The sequence below is a fragment of the Micromonospora sp. C51 genome, from assembly GCF_018070435.1.
Classification (GTDB): Bacteria; Actinomycetota; Actinomycetes; order Mycobacteriales; family Micromonosporaceae; genus Micromonospora; species Micromonospora sediminimaris.
Genome location: NZ_JAGPXQ010000001.1, coordinates 20,532 through 37,436 on the forward strand (window position 1 = coordinate 20,532; position 16,905 = coordinate 37,436).

Annotated in this window: 16 protein-coding genes; 8 read left to right on the plus strand and 8 right to left on the minus strand. The window is 72.0% G+C overall.

The window, feature by feature from the left end; genetic code table 11:
• Window positions 1–52: 52 nt before the first annotated feature.
• The 6 genes from KBX50_RS00100 to KBX50_RS00125 form a co-directional block, all read right to left on the minus strand.
• On the minus strand, window positions 53–904 hold the full coding sequence (locus KBX50_RS00100) for an oxygenase MpaB family protein (RefSeq protein ID WP_210933522.1): 852 nt from the start codon (window positions 902–904) through the stop codon (window positions 53–55).
• A gap of 81 nt (window positions 905–985) precedes the next feature.
• On the minus strand, window positions 986–2,023 hold the full coding sequence (locus tag KBX50_RS00105) for an aminoglycoside phosphotransferase family protein (RefSeq protein ID WP_210933523.1): 1,038 nt from the start codon (window positions 2,021–2,023) through the stop codon (window positions 986–988).
• A gap of 133 nt (window positions 2,024–2,156) precedes the next feature.
• Window positions 2,157–3,380: a hypothetical protein gene (locus tag KBX50_RS00110; RefSeq protein WP_210933525.1), complete on the minus strand. Its 1,224-nt coding sequence runs from the start codon at window positions 3,378–3,380 to the stop codon at window positions 2,157–2,159.
• A gap of 45 nt (window positions 3,381–3,425) precedes the next feature.
• Window positions 3,426–4,280, minus strand: a complete 855-nt coding sequence (locus KBX50_RS00115) for a phosphotransferase (RefSeq protein WP_210933527.1) — start codon at window positions 4,278–4,280, stop codon at window positions 3,426–3,428.
• A 33-nt stretch (window positions 4,281–4,313) separates the two neighbouring features.
• Window positions 4,314–5,840 carry an alpha-N-arabinofuranosidase gene (locus KBX50_RS00120; RefSeq protein WP_210933529.1) on the minus strand — a complete coding sequence of 509 codons (1,527 nt, stop codon included), beginning with the start codon at window positions 5,838–5,840 and terminating at the stop codon, window positions 4,314–4,316.
• Window positions 5,841–5,969: 129 nt separating this feature from the next.
• Complete coding sequence (locus KBX50_RS00125) at window positions 5,970–6,986, minus strand: LacI family DNA-binding transcriptional regulator (protein WP_210933530.1); 1,017 nt, start codon at window positions 6,984–6,986, stop codon at window positions 5,970–5,972.
• 317 nt (window positions 6,987–7,303) lie between these two features.
• Between KBX50_RS00125 and KBX50_RS00130 the strand changes: the two genes are divergently transcribed.
• The 3 genes from KBX50_RS00130 to KBX50_RS00140 all read left to right on the plus strand — a co-directional run bounded on the left by KBX50_RS00130 (window position 7,304) and on the right by KBX50_RS00140 (window position 10,517).
• The gene (locus KBX50_RS00130; protein WP_210933531.1) at window positions 7,304–8,455 is read left to right on the plus strand and encodes a Gfo/Idh/MocA family protein; all 1,152 of its coding nucleotides are present in this window, start codon (window positions 7,304–7,306) and stop codon (window positions 8,453–8,455) included.
• Window positions 8,452–9,642, plus strand: coding sequence for a dihydrodipicolinate synthase family protein (locus KBX50_RS00135; protein WP_374224553.1), 1,191 nt, complete (start codon window positions 8,452–8,454; stop codon window positions 9,640–9,642). Before KBX50_RS00130 ends, KBX50_RS00135 begins: the two co-directional genes overlap by 4 nt.
• A gap of 77 nt (window positions 9,643–9,719) precedes the next feature.
• A complete protein-coding gene (locus tag KBX50_RS00140; protein ID WP_210934331.1) occupies window positions 9,720–10,517 on the plus strand; it encodes a sugar phosphate isomerase/epimerase in 798 nt (265 codons plus the stop codon).
• Window positions 10,518–10,578: 61 nt separating this feature from the next.
• On the opposite strand, the gene KBX50_RS00145 is transcribed toward KBX50_RS00140, so the two are convergent.
• Entirely contained in the window at window positions 10,579–11,487 is a 909-nt protein-coding gene (locus KBX50_RS00145; RefSeq protein WP_210934332.1) for a 5'-3' exonuclease, read from the minus strand.
• A 107-nt stretch (window positions 11,488–11,594) separates the two neighbouring features.
• On the opposite strand from KBX50_RS00145, the gene KBX50_RS00150 reads away from it, so the two are divergent.
• A complete protein-coding gene (locus KBX50_RS00150; RefSeq protein WP_210933532.1) occupies window positions 11,595–11,975 on the plus strand; it encodes a VOC family protein in 381 nt (126 codons plus the stop codon).
• Between the two features lie 13 nt (window positions 11,976–11,988).
• On the opposite strand, the gene KBX50_RS00155 is transcribed toward KBX50_RS00150, so the two are convergent.
• Window positions 11,989–12,216 (minus strand): hypothetical protein, encoded by a 228-nt coding sequence (locus tag KBX50_RS00155; RefSeq protein ID WP_210933533.1) that lies wholly within the window; start codon window positions 12,214–12,216, stop codon window positions 11,989–11,991.
• Between the two features lie 175 nt (window positions 12,217–12,391).
• Here KBX50_RS00155 and KBX50_RS00160 point away from each other — a divergent pair, with 175 nt between their 5' ends.
• The 4 genes from KBX50_RS00160 (at window position 12,392) to KBX50_RS00175 (ending at window position 16,905) form a co-directional block, all read left to right on the plus strand.
• Window positions 12,392–13,507 (plus strand): Xaa-Pro peptidase family protein, encoded by a 1,116-nt coding sequence (locus KBX50_RS00160; RefSeq protein WP_210933534.1) that lies wholly within the window; start codon window positions 12,392–12,394, stop codon window positions 13,505–13,507.
• Window positions 13,504–14,646, plus strand: a complete 1,143-nt coding sequence (locus KBX50_RS00165; RefSeq protein WP_210933535.1) for an acyl-CoA dehydrogenase family protein — start codon at window positions 13,504–13,506, stop codon at window positions 14,644–14,646. The genes KBX50_RS00160 and KBX50_RS00165 overlap by 4 nt, the downstream gene beginning before the upstream one ends.
• Before the next feature lie 86 nt (window positions 14,647–14,732).
• A complete protein-coding gene (locus tag KBX50_RS00170) occupies window positions 14,733–15,242 on the plus strand; it encodes an Lrp/AsnC family transcriptional regulator (protein WP_210933536.1) in 510 nt (169 codons plus the stop codon).
• A 316-nt stretch (window positions 15,243–15,558) separates the two neighbouring features.
• Window positions 15,559–16,905 carry a polysaccharide pyruvyl transferase family protein gene (locus tag KBX50_RS00175; RefSeq protein WP_210933537.1) on the plus strand — a complete coding sequence of 449 codons (1,347 nt, stop codon included), beginning with the start codon at window positions 15,559–15,561 and terminating at the stop codon, window positions 16,903–16,905.

Below are 16,905 nucleotides of genomic sequence, written 5' to 3' on the forward strand. Positions count from 1 at the left end.
CCAGCCGTCGCCGGTCGGGACCGGCGACAGCCGTCGCCGGAGCGGTCGCGGATCAGCCGGGGTGTGGGCCGAGCTGGTCGATGGTGTAGCCGTCCGGGTACGTCCTCGTGCTGATCACCCCGTCGGTGAACAGCGGCTCGGCGCGGGGCCGGCCGACGTGACGCAGCAGCCACGCCCGGACGCGCAGTGCGGCGTGCAGCCCGGCCCGCACCGGCCAGGCCGGCCTGGCGACCCGGGTGGCCGCGCGCAGTCGGTCGTCGTACAGCGCGGCGACCAGGGCGTCGCCGATCGGAGCCAGGGGGCGGGGCAGCCGGCCGAGCAGCAGCTCCCGGGTGGCCCGCTCGATCGCCGCCGCGTCGTCGTTGGGCCGCAGGTGTGCCGCGTCGTACGCGTCGAACCAGTCGGCGAACTCCTGATAGGTATCCGGGATGCCCGTGATCCCCATCCGGCGGCCGAGTTCCCGGTAGAAGACGTGGGTGGCGCGCCGCTCGTGACAGCAGGTACGGCGCCAACCGTACCTGTCGATCCACCGGGTCGGGATCACCACCAGGCAGCCGAGCACGTATCGGTAGTGGTCGTTGCCGATGCCGTACGGGCGGTGGATCTGGTTGACCCGACGCAGCGCGGAGCGCCCGCGCGGATGGTCGAAGCCGTTGAGCACCATCTCGTACATCAGCAGGCCGGTGTCGTCGATGCGCTTGCGGGTCCGCCGGGTCAGCTCGCCGGTGGCGGTGTGCACGGCGGCGATCTCCGGGATCGAGAAGGAGCGGTTGAACGCCAGGTTGAGCCCGAGCCGCAGGTCCCAGCAGAACTCGTGACGCAGCATCGTCTGGTAGATCGCCAGATGGTCACGCTCGGGGTCGAGCGACCGGATGCGCGCCAGGTTGGCGTGACGGTCTCGCAACGGCAGCTCCTCCAGCGGTGGTCGTCCGTCGGCCCCGCCGGCTGGTCCGGCCGGCCGCTGGGCGGCCTGCGGGCCGCCGGCTCAGGCCGCGGCCAGCTCGGTCAGGTCGCGGTCGAGCAGCTCGGCCAGCAGGGTGTGCCGGCCGGGGTCGTTCTCCGGTGTGATGCCCCGGCTGGGCATCTCCACGGTCATCAGCAGGTGCAGGTGCATCCGGTACAGCGCGAGCCGGCGGCGGGCCCCGTCGTCGAGGACCAGCGGCACACCGGTGGCCTCGGCGTACCCGCGCAGGAACGGGTGCGTCGGTTCGTCCTCGGCGCGACGGAACAGCAGCGGAGAGACCAGATCGAGCAGCGGGTCGCCGTAGAGGAACCGCTCGCCGTCGACCAGCCCACACATCCGGTGCACCCCGTCGTCGTCCAGGGTGGCGAGGACGTTGCCGTCCCAGCAGTCGAAGTGCAGCAGCGCCGGCCGGCGTACCGTGTCGAGCAGTTCGCGGTGCCGGGCCACCAGCGCCCGGAACCGCTCCGGCGGCGCGGGCAGCGGCACCTCCCAGTCGGCCGCGTCGGCGAGCAGGTCGTCGATGATCGCCGCGAACGCGGCCGACCAGGTCGCTCCGCCGGTGCGGCCGGCGTCGTAGCCGAACCGGTCGCCGGTGATCCGATGCAGGGCGGCCGTGGCCGCGCCCAGGCCGGCGCGGACCGCCGCGTCGTCGCCGTCCAGCTCGGGCAGGGCCCGGCCGGGCAGTCGGCCGGTGACCAGCCACTCACCGAGTCGCCGGTCGTGGCCGTGGTGCAGCACCGGCGGCACCGGCACCTGCGGCGCCCGCTCGGCGACCAGCCGGAAGTACCGGGCCTCGGCGGCGAGTAGGTCGGTCTCGTAGCGCAGCAGCCGGGCGGTGGGCGGCGGGGCGACCTTGAGCACGACGTCCCGGTGGCCTGGTCGCGTGCGGCCCGCCCCCGGCCGGTCGCCGTCGAGGCGGGCCCACCACACCGCGGCGAAGCCCCCGCCGGACAGCGGCCCGCAGTCGGTCACCCGCCGATGCGGGCCGAAGGACGAACCTACGAAGTCGACCACGTCGTCGGGGGAGAGGACCCGTTGCGTTGGACTTACCGGCGCCACCCGGACAGCGTAGGCCGCGCTCCGCGCGCTGTCCGTCCCGTGTCCGCCGGCCCCACCCAATGTGCGGCCGGCGGGCGGTACGGTTCAGCCGGCGGTCACCACCCCGGTCAGCACCACCTCCGCCACCGGCCCGTCAGTGGCGTGATTCGGTCGACGGGGCCGGCGCGTACTCGAGGACAACCCCCCTCAGGTAGCGCGGGTCGGTGGGTAGATCGGCCGCTCCCACCGCGAACATCAGCGGGCTGCCCGGAATGCTGTCGAGCCCGTGCAGGCTCATGCCGACCGCGTCCGACGGTTGCGGCGCCGGGACGCGGGCCCACCCGCCGGTGCGGTACGTGGCGAGCGACGCGCTCGGCGTTGGCGAGTTGTCGATCAGCCACGGCTGTCCGGCCGGGTCGGTGACCACGTCGGGCAGCGCGCCACCTTGCCCGTACCTGAGCAGCTCGAACGATCCACCGCTCGCGCGGACGGCCAACCCACCGTCGCCCACCGCCCACAGCTCGCTAGAAGATCGACCCGCGAGCGCGCCGAACGAGGACTCCTCCTTGTCGACGCCCACCTGGACGGTGCGCCAGGCTGAGCCGTTCCAGTGGAACAGCAACGGGCCCTTGAATCCCTGCCACGCGCCGTTGCCGGCGGCCCAGACGTTGTCCGGGCCGAATGCCTTGATCGCGGTGACGGTGCAGAAGTTCGGCATCCCACCGAAGGACGTGCCGCCGGTGCGGCATTCGGCGGGCGGCTGGTGCGACCGCCAGGATCGTCCGTCCCACTGCTCGATGATCACATTGCTGCCGTCGTTGCCCACCAACCAGGTCTGTCCGCCGTGGACGGTGAGCCCGGTGATGAGTGCGTGGCCTCCGCCGTCGCCCCGCGCGAACGGCACCTCGCGCCAGGCGCTGCCGTCGTAGTGCAGGACGTGCGTCACCTGCTCCTCCGGAGTGGCGGCGGCAGTGCTGCCCACCGCCCAGACATTCCCGGGCGAGTCGCCGGCGACGAGGTCGAGACGACCGTGCCACGAGATCGCCGGCAGCGGCGCGCGGGCCCAGTTTCTTCCGTCCCACTGAAGGATCACCGGGCTGCCGGTGTCGTTCGGCTGCTCGGGTGAGTATGCCTCGCTGCCGACGGCCCATGCATGCGTGGCGTCCACCGACACCACGTCCCACAGCACGCTGGTCGGCCCGGCCAGTTCCGGCAGCGCGGCCAGTCGCCAGGTAGGTGCCGGCGGGCTGGTGACGACGGCTTCGGGGGATCCGCCGGCGGCTGTCCCGGCGGGGACCGAGTTGTCCGTGCCGGCCGGTCCGCCGGTGCACCCCGACACCAGCACGACCACGGCCATCGTCACGGCAATCTTGCGCATGGCACCGATGATCGCATCGCGATGCCACAGCCTCCGCCGGACTGGTCAGCGCCGGACATTGGCGAGCGCCTCGGCGATCATGCGATGGCCCTGGGCCTCGAAGGCCTCGTCGCCCACGCGGTACGCCCACGCCGCGGTGCCGATCGCCTCGCGGACCCGGGTGCGGTGCCACGCGTCCGGCTCACGCGGATCAGGCCCGTACCCGACGAGAAAGGCCGCCTCCAGCTGCGGGTCGCGACGGAAGTCCTGGGCGGCCAGCCGGCCGAAGTCGGTGAATGCGGGGCGCATCGCGGCGCGGCCGAAGTCGATGACGCCCACCACACCGTCGTGAACGAGCCAGTTGCGGGGCTGCCAGTCACCGTGGGTGGGCACGAGGCGGGCCGGCGGGGTCGGCCAGGAGGCGATCTCGGCCCGTAATCGCCGTACGGTGTGTGCGGCGATCCGGTGTGGTCGGCACAACCAGGCCAGCGACTTCTCGTTCTCGCGTCTCTCGTGGTCGTCGTCGGTGACGACGACCTGGGCGTGCAACAGCGCCAGCAGCTCACCGGCCTGCTGGAAGACCCGTGGGTCCTCGGCCTGCGCGCTGCCGAGCACCAACTCGCCGGGCAAATAACGGGTGACGAGGAGTTTCGCTTCCGCGTCGCCATGCACCAGAGCCGGTGCCCTTCCCCGGGCGGTCCAGGGGCGCAACCAGTTGGCATGGGCGTCCAGTTCGCGCCGGATGCCATGGTCCTCGGCACCGCCGGCCTTGACGATGAAACGCGAACCGGCGCAGGTCATCTCCAGCACCGTGGTGGCCACCAGACCCCAGCTGTGGTCCGCCTCGACGGTCGCCCCCGGAAGCCACCGCGCCAGCAGCGTGCGCTGCTGGCGGGTGAGGTTTCCGAGCGCCGGTGTCACGGCGGAGACGATACGGGCCGACCGCCGCAGCGGTCAGGCCTTGCCGGGCTCGGCGTGCCCGACCGTGAGCGCGGTCCACGACACGGGCGGCAGCTCGACGGTGAGCAGACCGCCGGAGAGCCGCGCGGTGTCGTTGGTCCGCAGCCCGACCCGGTGCGGGTCACGCAGGTCGTTGGCGGCGCGTACATCGGTGTCCCAGATTCCCCGGGCCGCGACCGTGCCGGTCGGCTGGAACGCGCCGAGGTCGATCGTCACGGTGGTGGCCTCGGTGAGGTGCCGGTTCTGCAGGAACACCGTCAGCTCGGTGCCGTCGCTGGTCGCGGCGGCGGCCACCACCGGCACCGAGCCGAAGGTGGCGGTCGTCGTCTCGTCGGCGTCGGCCAGCACCCGCAGCGCGTCGCCCCGGGCGGCGTGCGAGGTCACCGAGAACGGGAAGAACGTGGTCTGCCGCCAGGCCGGCCCGCCCGGCTCGGTCATGATCGGCGCGATGACGTTGACCAGCTGCGCGAGGTTCGCCGAGGTGACCCGGTCGGCGTGGTTGAGCAGGGAGATCAGCAGACCGCCGAGGACCACGGCGTCCGCGACGGTGTACCGGTCCTCCAGCAGGCGTGGTGCGACCGGCCACTCGTCGATGGTGAACGTGCGGGCCTGTTCCTGCCACCGGCTCATGTACCAGATGTTCCACTCGTCGAACGCGAGGTCCACCCGCTTGGACGACCGCTTGACCGTGCGTACGTGGTCGACGGTCGCGACCACCGACTCGATGTAGGTGTCCATGTCGACCCCGGAGGCGAGGAAGCTCGCGAGATCCCCGTCGTGTTCCTGGTAGTACGCGTGGCAGGAGATGTAGTCGACGTCGTCGTAGGCGTGGGTCAGCACCACGCGTTCCCACTCACCGAAGGTCGGCATGCCGCGGCCGGACGATCCGCAGGCGACCAGCTCCAGATCCCGGTCCACCTGCCGCATCGCCTTCGCCGTCATCGACGCGAGCTTGCCGTAGTCGGTGGCGTCGCGGTGGCCGAGCTGCCAGGGGCCGTCCATCTCGTTGCCGAGGCACCACATGGCGATCCCGAACGGCTTCTCCCGGCCGTTGGCGGCCCGTTGCGCGGCGCGGGCGGTGCCGGCCGGCAGGTTGGTGTACTCCAGCAGCTCGACGGCTTCCTTCGGGCCTCGGGTGCCGAGGTTCACGGCCAGCATCAGCTCGCTGCCCACCAGGTCGAGCCAGTGCTGGAACTCGTGCAGGCCGACCTCGTTGGTCTCGGTGGAGTGCCAGGCGAGATCGAGCCGGCGCGGCCGCTCGGCCACCGGCCCGACACCGTCCTCCCAGTTGTAGCCGGAGACGAAGTTGCCGCCCGGGTACCGGACCGTGCTGACCCCGAGCTCCTTGACCAGATCGATCACGTCGCGCCGGAACCCGTCAGGTCCGGCGCTCGGATGCCCGGGCTCGTGGATGCCGTCGTAGATGTGGCGACCGAGGTGCTCGACGAAACCGCCGAAGAGTCGGCGACGGACCGGGCCGATGGTGAAGGCCGGGTTGATGGTGAGGTGCGCGCGGGGCATGGGGCTCCTAACGATGATCACTCACGATAACGTTTTAGGTGGCGGTAGACGAGCCCTCGGCGGGCCGCTGGGCATCGCACCGCATCGGTCGGCGACGTGTCCCCGCCCGGAGGCGGGGCCTGCGACGCGTCACCTCGGGGCGGGTCCGGAGCTGTCTCGGCGGATCAGGTCCGCGGCGAGCGACTCGACCCTGGGGCCGGCGGCTCCCGGGTCGAGGGCCAGGGCCATCGCCCGGGCACCCATCTCGACAAGTGGCAGTCGGACCGTGGTCAGCGCCGGCGTGACGTCGCGGGCGATCGGCATGTCGTCGAACCCGAAGACGCTGACCTGCTGCGGCACCGGCACCGCGCGGGCGCGCAGCAGCGCCAGGGCGCCGATGGCCATCGAGTCGTTGAGCGCCGCGATCGCGGTCAGGCCGGGCTCCGCGTCGAGCAGCGCGGCGGTGGCCTCGGCGCCGCCGTCACGGTCGAAATCGGCGTACCGGACGCGGTGTTCCGGCAGGTCCCGGCCGTGTTCGGCGAGTGCCGCGCGCAACCCGGTGAGCCGGTCGGTGATGGTGGTCAGCACGCGGGGCCCGGCCACCACACCGATGTGTTCGTGGCCGAGGCGGCACAGCTCCTGGCCGAGGAGTTCGCCACCGCCCCGGTTGTCCGGCATCACCGCGTCACCGGAGTGCTCGTGGCGGCCGATGACCGTGACCCGGCCACCGGTGGCCTCGTACGCGGCGAGCTTGCCGTTGAGCAGCCGGGTGAAGTCGGCGTCGTGGTATCCCGAGCCGGCCAGGACGATGGCGGCGACCTGCTGGCCCCGCAACAGCTCGACGTACTCCAGTTCCCGCTCCGGGTCGCGGTAGCTGTTGCAGATCATCAACAGGCGGCCCTGGTCGGTGGCGACCCGTTGCAGACCGCGGGTGATCTCCGAGAAGTACGGGTCGGAGACGTCGTGCACGATCACCCCGACCGCGCCGCGGTGCGACCGGGCCAGCAGTTGGGCGTGCGCGTTGGGCACGTACTGCAACTCGGCGACGGCCTGCAGCACCCGTTCACGCAAATCCTCGGTGACCGGCTTGCTGCTGCCGTTGATTACGCGTGAGGCCGTGGCGGGTGAGACACCGGCCCGTCGGGCCACATCGGACAGCGTCGCCACACCCGCCCCCTCACGCGTCGCGCCGGCCGCTGTCGCGGCGACCAGCGACACCGTACCGCAGCGCGGAGCCTTTTCCGGGGCGTGGTTAGCGCAGGTCAAGGCCGCGGGTCCGGGCGGTCCCGTCCGGTCTCCGCCGCGCGGTCGGGGACGGTGCCCCGGGCGAGGAGATGGACGCTCGCCGCGACCAGGGCCGGTTCCCTCGGAAGACGCGCGCGAGCCGCCGGGCAAGCCCTTGCCTGGGCGTGGAGGCACGGCCTAACCTGTTCAGGAAAGCGCTTACCTGTCCGATACGAGCGCCGTCCGACGGAAGGACCCCCATGACCCGCAGGTCGATCGGCATCATCGTGAACGGCGTCACCGGCCGGATGGGATACCGGCAGCATCTGGTGCGCTCCCTGCTGGCCATCCGTTCCGCCGGTGGCGTGCCGCTGGCCGACGCCACCACCGTCTGGCCGCATCTCGTCCTCGTCGGCCGCAGCGAGGCCAAGCTGCGCGAGATCGCCGAACGGCACGGCCTGGACGACTGGACCACCGACCTGGACGCCGCCCTGGCCCGCGACGACATCCAGATCTACTTCGACGCGCAGGTGACCCAGCAGCGGGAGAAGGCCATCCGACAGGCCATCGAGGCCGGCAAGCACATCTACACCGAGAAGCCCCTCGCCGAGGACACCGCCGCCGCCCTGGACCTGGCGCGTGCCGCCCGGGCGGCCGGCGTACGCACCGGCGTGGTGCAGGACAAGCTCTTCCTGCCGGGGCTGCGCAAGCTCAAGCGACTGCTCGACGGCGGCTTCTTCGGCCAGGTGCTGTCGGTACGCGGCGAGTTCGGCTACTGGGTGTTCGAGGGCGACTGGCAGCCCGCACAACGCCCGTCGTGGAACTACCGTGCCGCCGACGGTGGGGGCATCGTGGTGGACATGTTCCCGCACTGGCACTACGTGCTCGCGGAGCTGTTCGGCGAGGTACGCAGCGTCTCGGCCACCATCGCCACCCACATTCCCCAGCGGGTCGACGAGGCCGGGCGGCCCTACGAGGCCACCGCCGACGACGCCGCCTACGGCACCTTCGAGCTGGCGGGCGGCGTCATCGCCCAGCTCAACTCGTCCTGGTGCGTCCGGGTGCACCGCGACGAGCTGGTCGAGTTCCAGGTCGACGGCACCGAGGGCAGCGCGGTGGCCGGGCTGCGGCGCTGCCGGGTGCAGCACCGGGCGGTCACCCCGAAGCCGGTCTGGAACCCTGACCTGCCCGCCACCGAGGACTTCCGTTCGCAGTGGACGGAGGTGCCGGACAACGAGGACTTCGACAACGGGTTCAAGGTGCAGTGGGAGGCGTTCCTGCGGCACGTCGCCACCGGCGAACCGTTCCCGTGGGACTTCCTGGCCGGCGCCCGTGGCGTGCAGTTGGCCGAACTGGGCCTGCTGTCGGCCCGTGAGGGACGTCGCGTCGAGGTGCCGGAGCTGGCCCTGTGAGCGAGCGAACCAGCAGGCTCGGTAGCGGCGGTGTGAGCGGCACCGAGGTGACGCTGCCCGGCGGCCGGCGGATCCGGCTGTCCGGCGGCAGCGGGCATCCCCGCCCCGACGGCCCGCCGCGCACCCGCGTCGCGTACGCCGCCGCGCACGTGGTGGCCGACCCGGCCGCCGACAACACCCCGGGCACCCCGGCGGTCCTGGACTGGGACCGCACCCTCGCCTTCCGTCGGCACCTGTGGTCCTACGGCCTGGGGGTGGCCGAGGCGATGGACACCGCGCAGCGCGGCATGGGCCTGGACTACCCGGCCACCCGGGAACTGATCCGCCGCAGCGCGGCGGAGGCCCGCTCCGTCGGTGGGCGGATCGTCGCCGGAGCCACCACCGACCAGTTGCCGCCCGGCCCGGCGACGCTCGCCGAGGTCACCGCCGCCTACCGGGCGCAGCTCGACGACGTGCAGGCCGCCGGGGCGGTGCCGGTGCTGATGTGCAGCCGGCACCTGGCCGCCGCCGCCCGCGGCCCCGAGGACTACCTGCGGGTGTACGACGAGCTGCTGCACGCCGCCGACGGGCCGGTGGTGCTGCACTGGCTCGGTCCGATGTTCGACCCGGCGCTGTCCGGTTACTGGGGCACCGCCGACCTGGACCTGGCCGCCGACACCGTCGTCGAGTTGCTCAAGGCCCACGCGTCCCGGGTGGACGGCATCAAGGTGTCGCTGCTCGACGCCGGGCGTGAGGTGGCGTTGCGCCGCCGGCTGCCGGCGGGCGTACGCCTCTACACCGGCGACGACTTCCACTACCCGGAACTGATCCGGGGCGACGACGCCGGCCACTCCGACGCGCTGTTGGGGGTCTTCGCCGCCATCGCGCCGGCCGCGTCGGCCGCGTTCGCCGCCCTCGACCGCGGTGACCTGACCCGGTACGACGAGATCTTCGCTCCTACCGTGCCGCTGGCCCGGCACCTGTTCGCCGCACCCACCTGGTACTACAAGACCGGCATCGTCTTCCTCGCCTGGCTGGCCGGGCATCAGGAGCACTTCACGATGGTCGGCGGATTGCAGTCCGGCCGTTCACCGGAGCACCTGGGCACCCTGCTCAGCCTCGCCGACGCCGCCGGGCTGCTGCCCGACGCCGAGCTGGCTGCCGCCCGCGCCCGGGCCTTCTTCACCGTGGCCGGGGTGCCCCAGTGACCGGGCCTGCTCACAGGGCCGGGCCTGCTCACAGGGCCGGGCCTGCTCACGGGGCCGGGCCGGCGAGCCGGGCGGCCCTGCGCCGGTTCTCGTTCAACCAGGCGACCGCCCAGCACTGGCCGCTGCCGGACGTGGTGGCCGGTTGTGTCGCCGCCGGCGTACCGGGCGTCGGCCTGTGGCGGGAACCGGTCGCCGCGTACGGTCTCGGCCGCGCCGCGAAACTGGTCCGCGACGCCGGGCTGGCGGTCACCACCCTGTGCCGGGGCGGGTTCTTCACCGCCGACGACTGGCGGGAGCAGAACCTGCGCGCCATCGACGAGGCGGCCACGCTCGGCGCACCGGTGCTGGTCCTGGTCTCCGGCGGCCTGCCCGCCGGCAGCCGGGACATCGACGGCGCCCGCGCCCGGGTCGCCGACGCGATCGCCGAACTCGCCCCGCACGCCGACGCCGCCGGGGTGACCCTGGCCATCGAACCGCTGCACCCGATGTTCGCCGCCGACCGGTGCGTGATCGCCACCCTCGGTCAGGCGCTGGACATCGCCGAGCGGTTCGACCCGGGCGTGGTCGGTGTGGTGGTGGACGCGTACCACGTGTGGTGGGACGACACCGTCCACGACCAGATCGCCCGCGCGGGGGAGTGGATCGCCGCGTTCCAGGTCTGCGACTGGATCACCCCGCTGCCGGAGGGGGTGCTGCTCGGCCGGGCGCTGCCCGGGGACGGCTGTATCGAGTTACGTCGACTGCGCGAGGAGGTCGACGCGGCCGGCTACGCCGGCCCGATCGAGGTGGAGGTCTTCAACGCCGAGGTCTGGGCACGCCCCGGCGAGCAGATCCTGGCCGCCGCCATCGACGGCTACCTGCGCGAGGTCGTCTGACCCGCGACGCGACCGGTCGCCCCCGGGGCCGGATGGTCGCCCGAGCCGACCTGGAAGCGGGTCAGCTCGTCGTGGTGCGGGTGGCGAGCGCGTCGACCAGGCGTCGGGTGGAGCCGGCGAGGTTCCATCGCTCGGCCAGGTCGAGCAGCCGTTCCGGGTCGGCCGGCGACACCGGCAGCTCGGTGGCCAGCGGCGGCAGCGGTACGTCCAGCGCGACCTTGACGACCTTCGGCGCCACGGCCAGGTAGTCCCGGGCCGCGTCGAGCTTGGCGCGCAACCCGGGCGCGAAGCCGGCGGCCGGATCGTCCAGGGCAGCGAGGATGCCGGCGATGTCGCCGTACCTGTCGACCAGCCGGGCGGCGGTCTTCTCACCGACGCCGGCCACCCCGGGCAACCCGTCGGACGGGTCGCCGCGTAGCGCGGCGAACTCGGCGTACCGGTCGGCCGGCACGCCGTAGCGGGCCCGCACGGCGGCGTCGTCGCAGTCGTCCAGCTTGGCCACCCCCCGCCCGACGTAGAGCAGTCGTACGCCCCGGGCGTCGTCGATCAGCTGGAACAGGTCCCGGTCTCCGGAGACCACCTCGACCGGCCCGGGCTGGGTGACCGAGAGGGTGCCCAGCACGTCGTCGGCCTCGTAGCCGGTCGCGCCGACCACTGTCACACCCAGTGCGTCGAGCACCTCAAGGATCATCGGCACCTGCGGGGAGAGGGTGTCCGGCACCACCTCGCCACCCTCGGGCGCCACCCGGTGCGCCTTGTACGACGGCAGCAGCGCGACCCGCCAGTCGGGCCGCCAGTCGTGGTCCATCGCGCACACCATCCGCCCCGGCCGCCGGGTGCGCACCAACTGGGCGAGCATGTCGAGGAACCCGCGCACCGCGTTGACCGGCTGGCCGTCGGCCGTCCTCGCGGCGGACTCGGGAATGCCGAAGTACGCCCGGAAGTAGAGACTGGGCGCGTCGATGAGCATGATCGGGGTCTGCGCTGTCACGTCCGACAGCCTGGCACACCGCACCGACTTTCACGGCGCACGGCAGGTCGACGGTGCGAGCCGGCGCAGCGACGAAGGAGGAGCCGATGACCGTACCGACCCGGCTGACGCTGACCACGGTCAACCTCGACACGCCCGACCCGGCGGCCCTGGCCCGCTTCTACGCGCGCCTGCTCGGCTGGGACATCGCGGTCGAGGAGGCCGACGACGTGATCCTGCGTGCCGCCGACGGTGGGGTCGGGCTGTCCTTCCAGCGGGAACGCGCGTACGTGCGGCCGAGTTGGCCGGCGCAGGCCGGCCAGCAGCAGATGATGATGCATCTGGAGATCGGGGTGCACGACCTGCCGGCGGCGCTGGAGCACGCGTTGGCCTGCGGTGCGAGCCTTGCCGATTTTCAGCCGCAGGAGGACGTCCGGGTCTGCCTGGACCCGGACGGCCACCCGTTCTGCCTCTGGCTGATGGATTGATCCGGTCGCGCCGTCAGCTCGCACCGGCCGTACCTCGCCCGCCGCGTCGCCTGACGACGTACGGCAGCACGAACAGGTACAGGCCGGTGATCAGCAGCAGGGCGAGCGGCAGCAACGGTACGTAGGAGATCCAGACGACCGGATTCTCCTGCGCGAGCGCGACGAAGGTGACGATGACGGTCACCGTGAACGTGATCGCCAGCCACCGGTGGGCCTGCCGGATCCAGTTGTGCCAACTCATCAAGAACCTCCCGGGCGAATCGCCACACCGGCCCGAGCGGTTGCCCGGCCGGGCATCTACCCTGGTCAAGCTAGTGACGTCCCGCTGGTTGGTGCTTCTCGATTCCTGACCGTTTCTGCGCGACGGCTCGGCACCGGCCGCGCCGACCGGCCCAAACGACCGTTAAGCTAGCGGTGTGGGGTTCGAGGAGTTGTATCCGCCGGGGCGGCTGGCCGCCGCGCAGCGTGCCGTCACCGCCGCCGGGCTGGACGCGCTGTTGCTCAGCCCCGGCTCGGACCTGCGCTACCTGACCGGTTACGACGCCCACGCCGGTGAGCGGCTGACCCTGCTGGTGCTGCCCGCCGAAGGCGAGCCGACGCTGATCGTGCCGACCCTGGAACGACCGGCGGCCGAGGCCTCCCCGGCACCGGCCACCGGGGTACGCATCGTCGACCATGCCGATGGCACCGACCCGTACCCACTGGTGACCGCCGCTCTCGGCGGGCCGGTCGGCGCGGTCGGGCTGGCCGACCGGATGTGGGCCGAGCAGGTGCTGGCGCTGCGTGCGGTGCTCCCCGACGCCCGGCAGCGGCTCGCCTCGGCGGTCCTGCGGGAGCTGCGCATCCACAAGTCGGCCGCGGAGGTGGAGGCGCTCGCCGAGGCCGGCGCGGCGATCGACGCGGTGCACGCCCGGATGGGGGAGTGGCTGCGCCCGGGGCGGACCGAGGTGGAGGTGGCCACCGACATCGCCGCCGCGATCAGGGCGGAAGGCCATGTCACTGTCGACTTCGTCATCGTGGCCGCCGGGCCGAACGGCGCCAGCCCGCATCACGGCACCTCCGACCGCCCGATCGGCGCGGGTGAGCCGGTCGTGGTGGACATCGGCGGCACCATGCCCTCGGGTTACCGCTCCGACTGCACCCGCACCTATTGCCCAGGTGGGCCACCACCGGCCGAGTTCGCGGACTACTACGGGGTGCTGCACCGGGCGCAGCTCGCCGCCGTCGAGGCGGTCCGCCCCGGGGTGAGCGCCGCCGCGGTCGACGCCGCCGCCCGCGATCCGATCACGGTGGCCGGCTACGGGGACGCCTTCCTGCACCGCACCGGCCACGGCATCGGCCTGGACGGCCACGAGGAGCCGTACGTGGTGGCCGGCAACAACCGCCCACTGGCGGCGGGAATGGCCTTCTCCGTCGAACCGGGCATCTACCTGGCCGGGCGGCACGGCGCCCGGATCGAGGACATCGTCGTCTGCACGACGGACGGCGTACGACGGCTCAACACCACCCCCACGGAGCTCATCGCGCTATGACTGTCGACCGGATCCTGCCCACCGACGAGGCCCGCGACCTGCTGGAGTTGACCACCGAGCTGGCCGATCGGGAACTCGCGCCGAAGGTGGCCGAGTACGAGCAGCGGGCCGAGTTCCCCCGGGAGGTGCTGCGCACGCTGGGCCGGGCGGGACTGCTCGGCCTGCCGTATCCGGAGGAGTACGGCGGCGCCGCCCAACCGTACGAGGTCTACCTGCAGGTGCTGGAGATCCTGGCCGGCCGCTGGCTGGCCGTGGCCGAGGCGGTCAGCGTGCACACCCTGTCCTGTCACCCGGTCGCCGCGTTCGGCAGTGAGGAACAGCGCAAGCTGCTGCCCGACATGATCGGCGGCGAGTTGCTCGGGGCGTACTGCCTGTCGGAGCCGCAGGGCGGTTCGGACGCCGCGGCGCTGACCACCAGGGCGGTGCGCGACGGCGACGGCTATGTGGTCACCGGCACCAAGGCGTGGATCACCCACGCGCAGGTGGCCGACTTCTACAACGTCTTCTGCCGCACCGGCGGCCCCGGTCCGAAGGGCGTCTCCTGCCTGCTCGCCGACCGGGCCACGCCGGGCATCCACCCGCAGGCCGCGGAGCGCACCATGGGGCTGCGCTCCTCTCCGGTGGCGCAGGTCGTCTTCGACGAGGCCCGGGTGCCGGCCGACCGGCTGATCGGCGGCGACGGGGCGGGTTTCCCCATCGCCATGTCGGCCCTGGACTCGGGTCGGTTGGGCATCGCGGCCTGCGCGGTCGGGTTGGCCCAGGCGGCGCTGGACTACGCGGTGGACTACGCCCGGCAACGCGAGCAGTTCGGCCGGTCGATCATCGACTTCCAGGGGCTCGGGTTCACCCTGGCCGACCTCGCCACCCAGATCTCCGCCGCGCGGGCGTTGACCCTGGCCGCGGCCCGGCTACGCGACGCCGGGCGGCCGTACTCGATCGAGGCGGCCAAGGCGAAGCTGTTCGCCACGGACGTGGCGATGCGGGTGACCATCGACGCGGTGCAGGTGCTCGGCGGCGCGGGGTACGTCGCCGACCATCCGGTCGAGCGGTACCTGCGGGAGGCGAAGGTGCTGCAGATCGTGGAGGGGACCAACCAGATCCAGCGGCTGGTGATCTCCCGGGCGCTGGCGAAGGGCTGACCGAACGCGACCATCCGCCCGCCGAACGCGACGGTGGGCGGGTTTGTCAGTCGCGTCGGCCTGTCGTACCCGGTAGGTTGCACGCCGTGGAGGAGATCGACCGCGCCATCGTGGTGGCGCTGACCGCGGACGGCCGACTGTCGTACACGGACCTGGCGGAGAAGGTCGGCCTGTCGGTCTCGGCGGTGCATCAGCGGGTGCGTCGGCTGGAGCAGCGTGGGGTGATCAAGGGCTACGCCGCGCGGGTCTCCTTCGAGGCGCTGGACCTGCCCCTGACGGCGTTCGTGGCGATCCGGCCGTTCGATCCGTCCCAGCCGGATGACGCGCCGGAACGGCTGGCTCACCTGCCGGAGATCGACTCGTGCTACTCGGTGGCGGGAGAGGATTTCTACCTGCTGCTGGTCCGGGTGGCCGGTCCGGTCGACCTGGAGCGGGTGCTCCAGGAGATCAGGACGGCGGCCAACGTCACCACCCGGACGACAGTGGTGCTGTCCACCCCGTACGAGCACCGACCGCCCAAGATCATCCTCGACCCGGCGGCGCTACCTCGCACCCGGGGCGTACCGCCCGCCGCAGCGGGCGCGCAGGCGGACTGACCCGGAACACCCGGTGCCGCCGCGACCCAGGAGACGGGGCTAGGATCCATCCCTGATTCGGCGGAAGGCGAGACCCGGATCATGACCGGGACGCGGGGACGGTTCGTGCCGCCCGATGTCCGGGTCGCCTCGCGTGTCTCGAAGGGGAGGATGAGATGTACCGATCGATGCGATCGCGTTCCAGCCAGCCGGCGGCCGGAGTCCGCTCATGACACGCATTCTCATCCGCGCCGGCAAGAGCCCGTTGACCGTGCTGTCCCACGAGCAAAGCCTGTCCACCTCTCGGTTGGGTGTCTTCGGGTCAAACTCTGGGAACATGCTGTTTTACAGCGCGGTGTTCCGGGTCCTGAGCGTGCCCGGCGCCGAGGTGGTCGCCAACTCGTACGTGCATGAGCGTCCGGTGCACCTGGGCACCTACATCAACCGGACCAACGAGGAGTTCGACCGGTTCGTCCTGCCGATGGCGAACTCGTACCGGGACACCTTCCTGCCGCACCTGGAGCGTCTCGCCAAGGTCATCGAGCGGTTGAAGATCCCGGTCACGGTCGTCGGCATCGGCGCGCAGCTGCCGTACGGCACCGAGTTCGACTCGCTGCCCGACAACTACAAGAAGATCGTCACGCGGTTCACCCGGGCCGTTCTCAACCGGTCGGCCTCCATCGGTGTGCGCGGTGAGTACACGGCACGCATGCTGAAGTACCTCGGCTTCGGCGACGAGCACGTGCGGGTGATCGGCTGCCCGTCGATGTTCGGTAACGGGCCGCTGGGACCATTGGTGCGCAAGGTGGACCGGCTGACCTACGACAGCCCGATCGCCATCTCGTACACGCCGAAGGTCAAGGGCGTTGACCGACTGGTCGAGGCGAACACCGACCGGTACCCCAACAGCGTCATCGTGCCGCAGCAGCATCATCGGCTGGCGCTCATGCTGTGGGGCGAGAATCCGGCCAAGGTCCCCAACAAGCGGATGCCGATCCACACCGACCATCCGCTGTACGAGAACGACCGGATGCGGTTCTTCGTGGATGCCTCGACCTGGGTCGACTTCATGGCCGAGCAGCACTTTGCCTTCGGCACGCGCATCCACGGCAACGTCGCGGGCGTGCTGGCGGGCACGCCGTCCGTGGTGCTGGCGCACGACTCCCGCACCGTCGAACTCTCCGAGTACCACGGCATTCCGTACCGCCTCTACTCGGAGCTGCCGCCGGATGTCGACGCGCAGCGGCTCTACGAGGAAGCGGATTTCGACGCCTTCGGTCCCCGTCAGGCCGAGACCTTCGAGACCTACGTGCGGTTCCTCGAGCACAACGACCTCGAGCACGTGTTCCAACCGGGCAAGGAGAACCCGGCCTACGACGAGGCGCTCGCCGCCGCCCCGTTCCCCGGCCCGGTGCACACGCTGATGGCCTCGGACGTGGTTGGGCGCCGCCAGGTGATGTCCCGGCTGCGCTGGCTGCGGCAGGGGCACGAGGGCGACCTGGAGCGCCGCGCCTACGAATTCGAACCACCGTTCCGCGAACCGCGCGGACAGAGGACGCTTGAGGAGCGGGTAACCGAGTTGGAAAAGGAACTCAAGGTGCAGCAGGAGTCGCTGGCGAGCTGGCGGGGTCGGATGGGCCGGGTGCTGCGGATCAACCCGTTGTCCACGGGGGGCCGGCGGTGA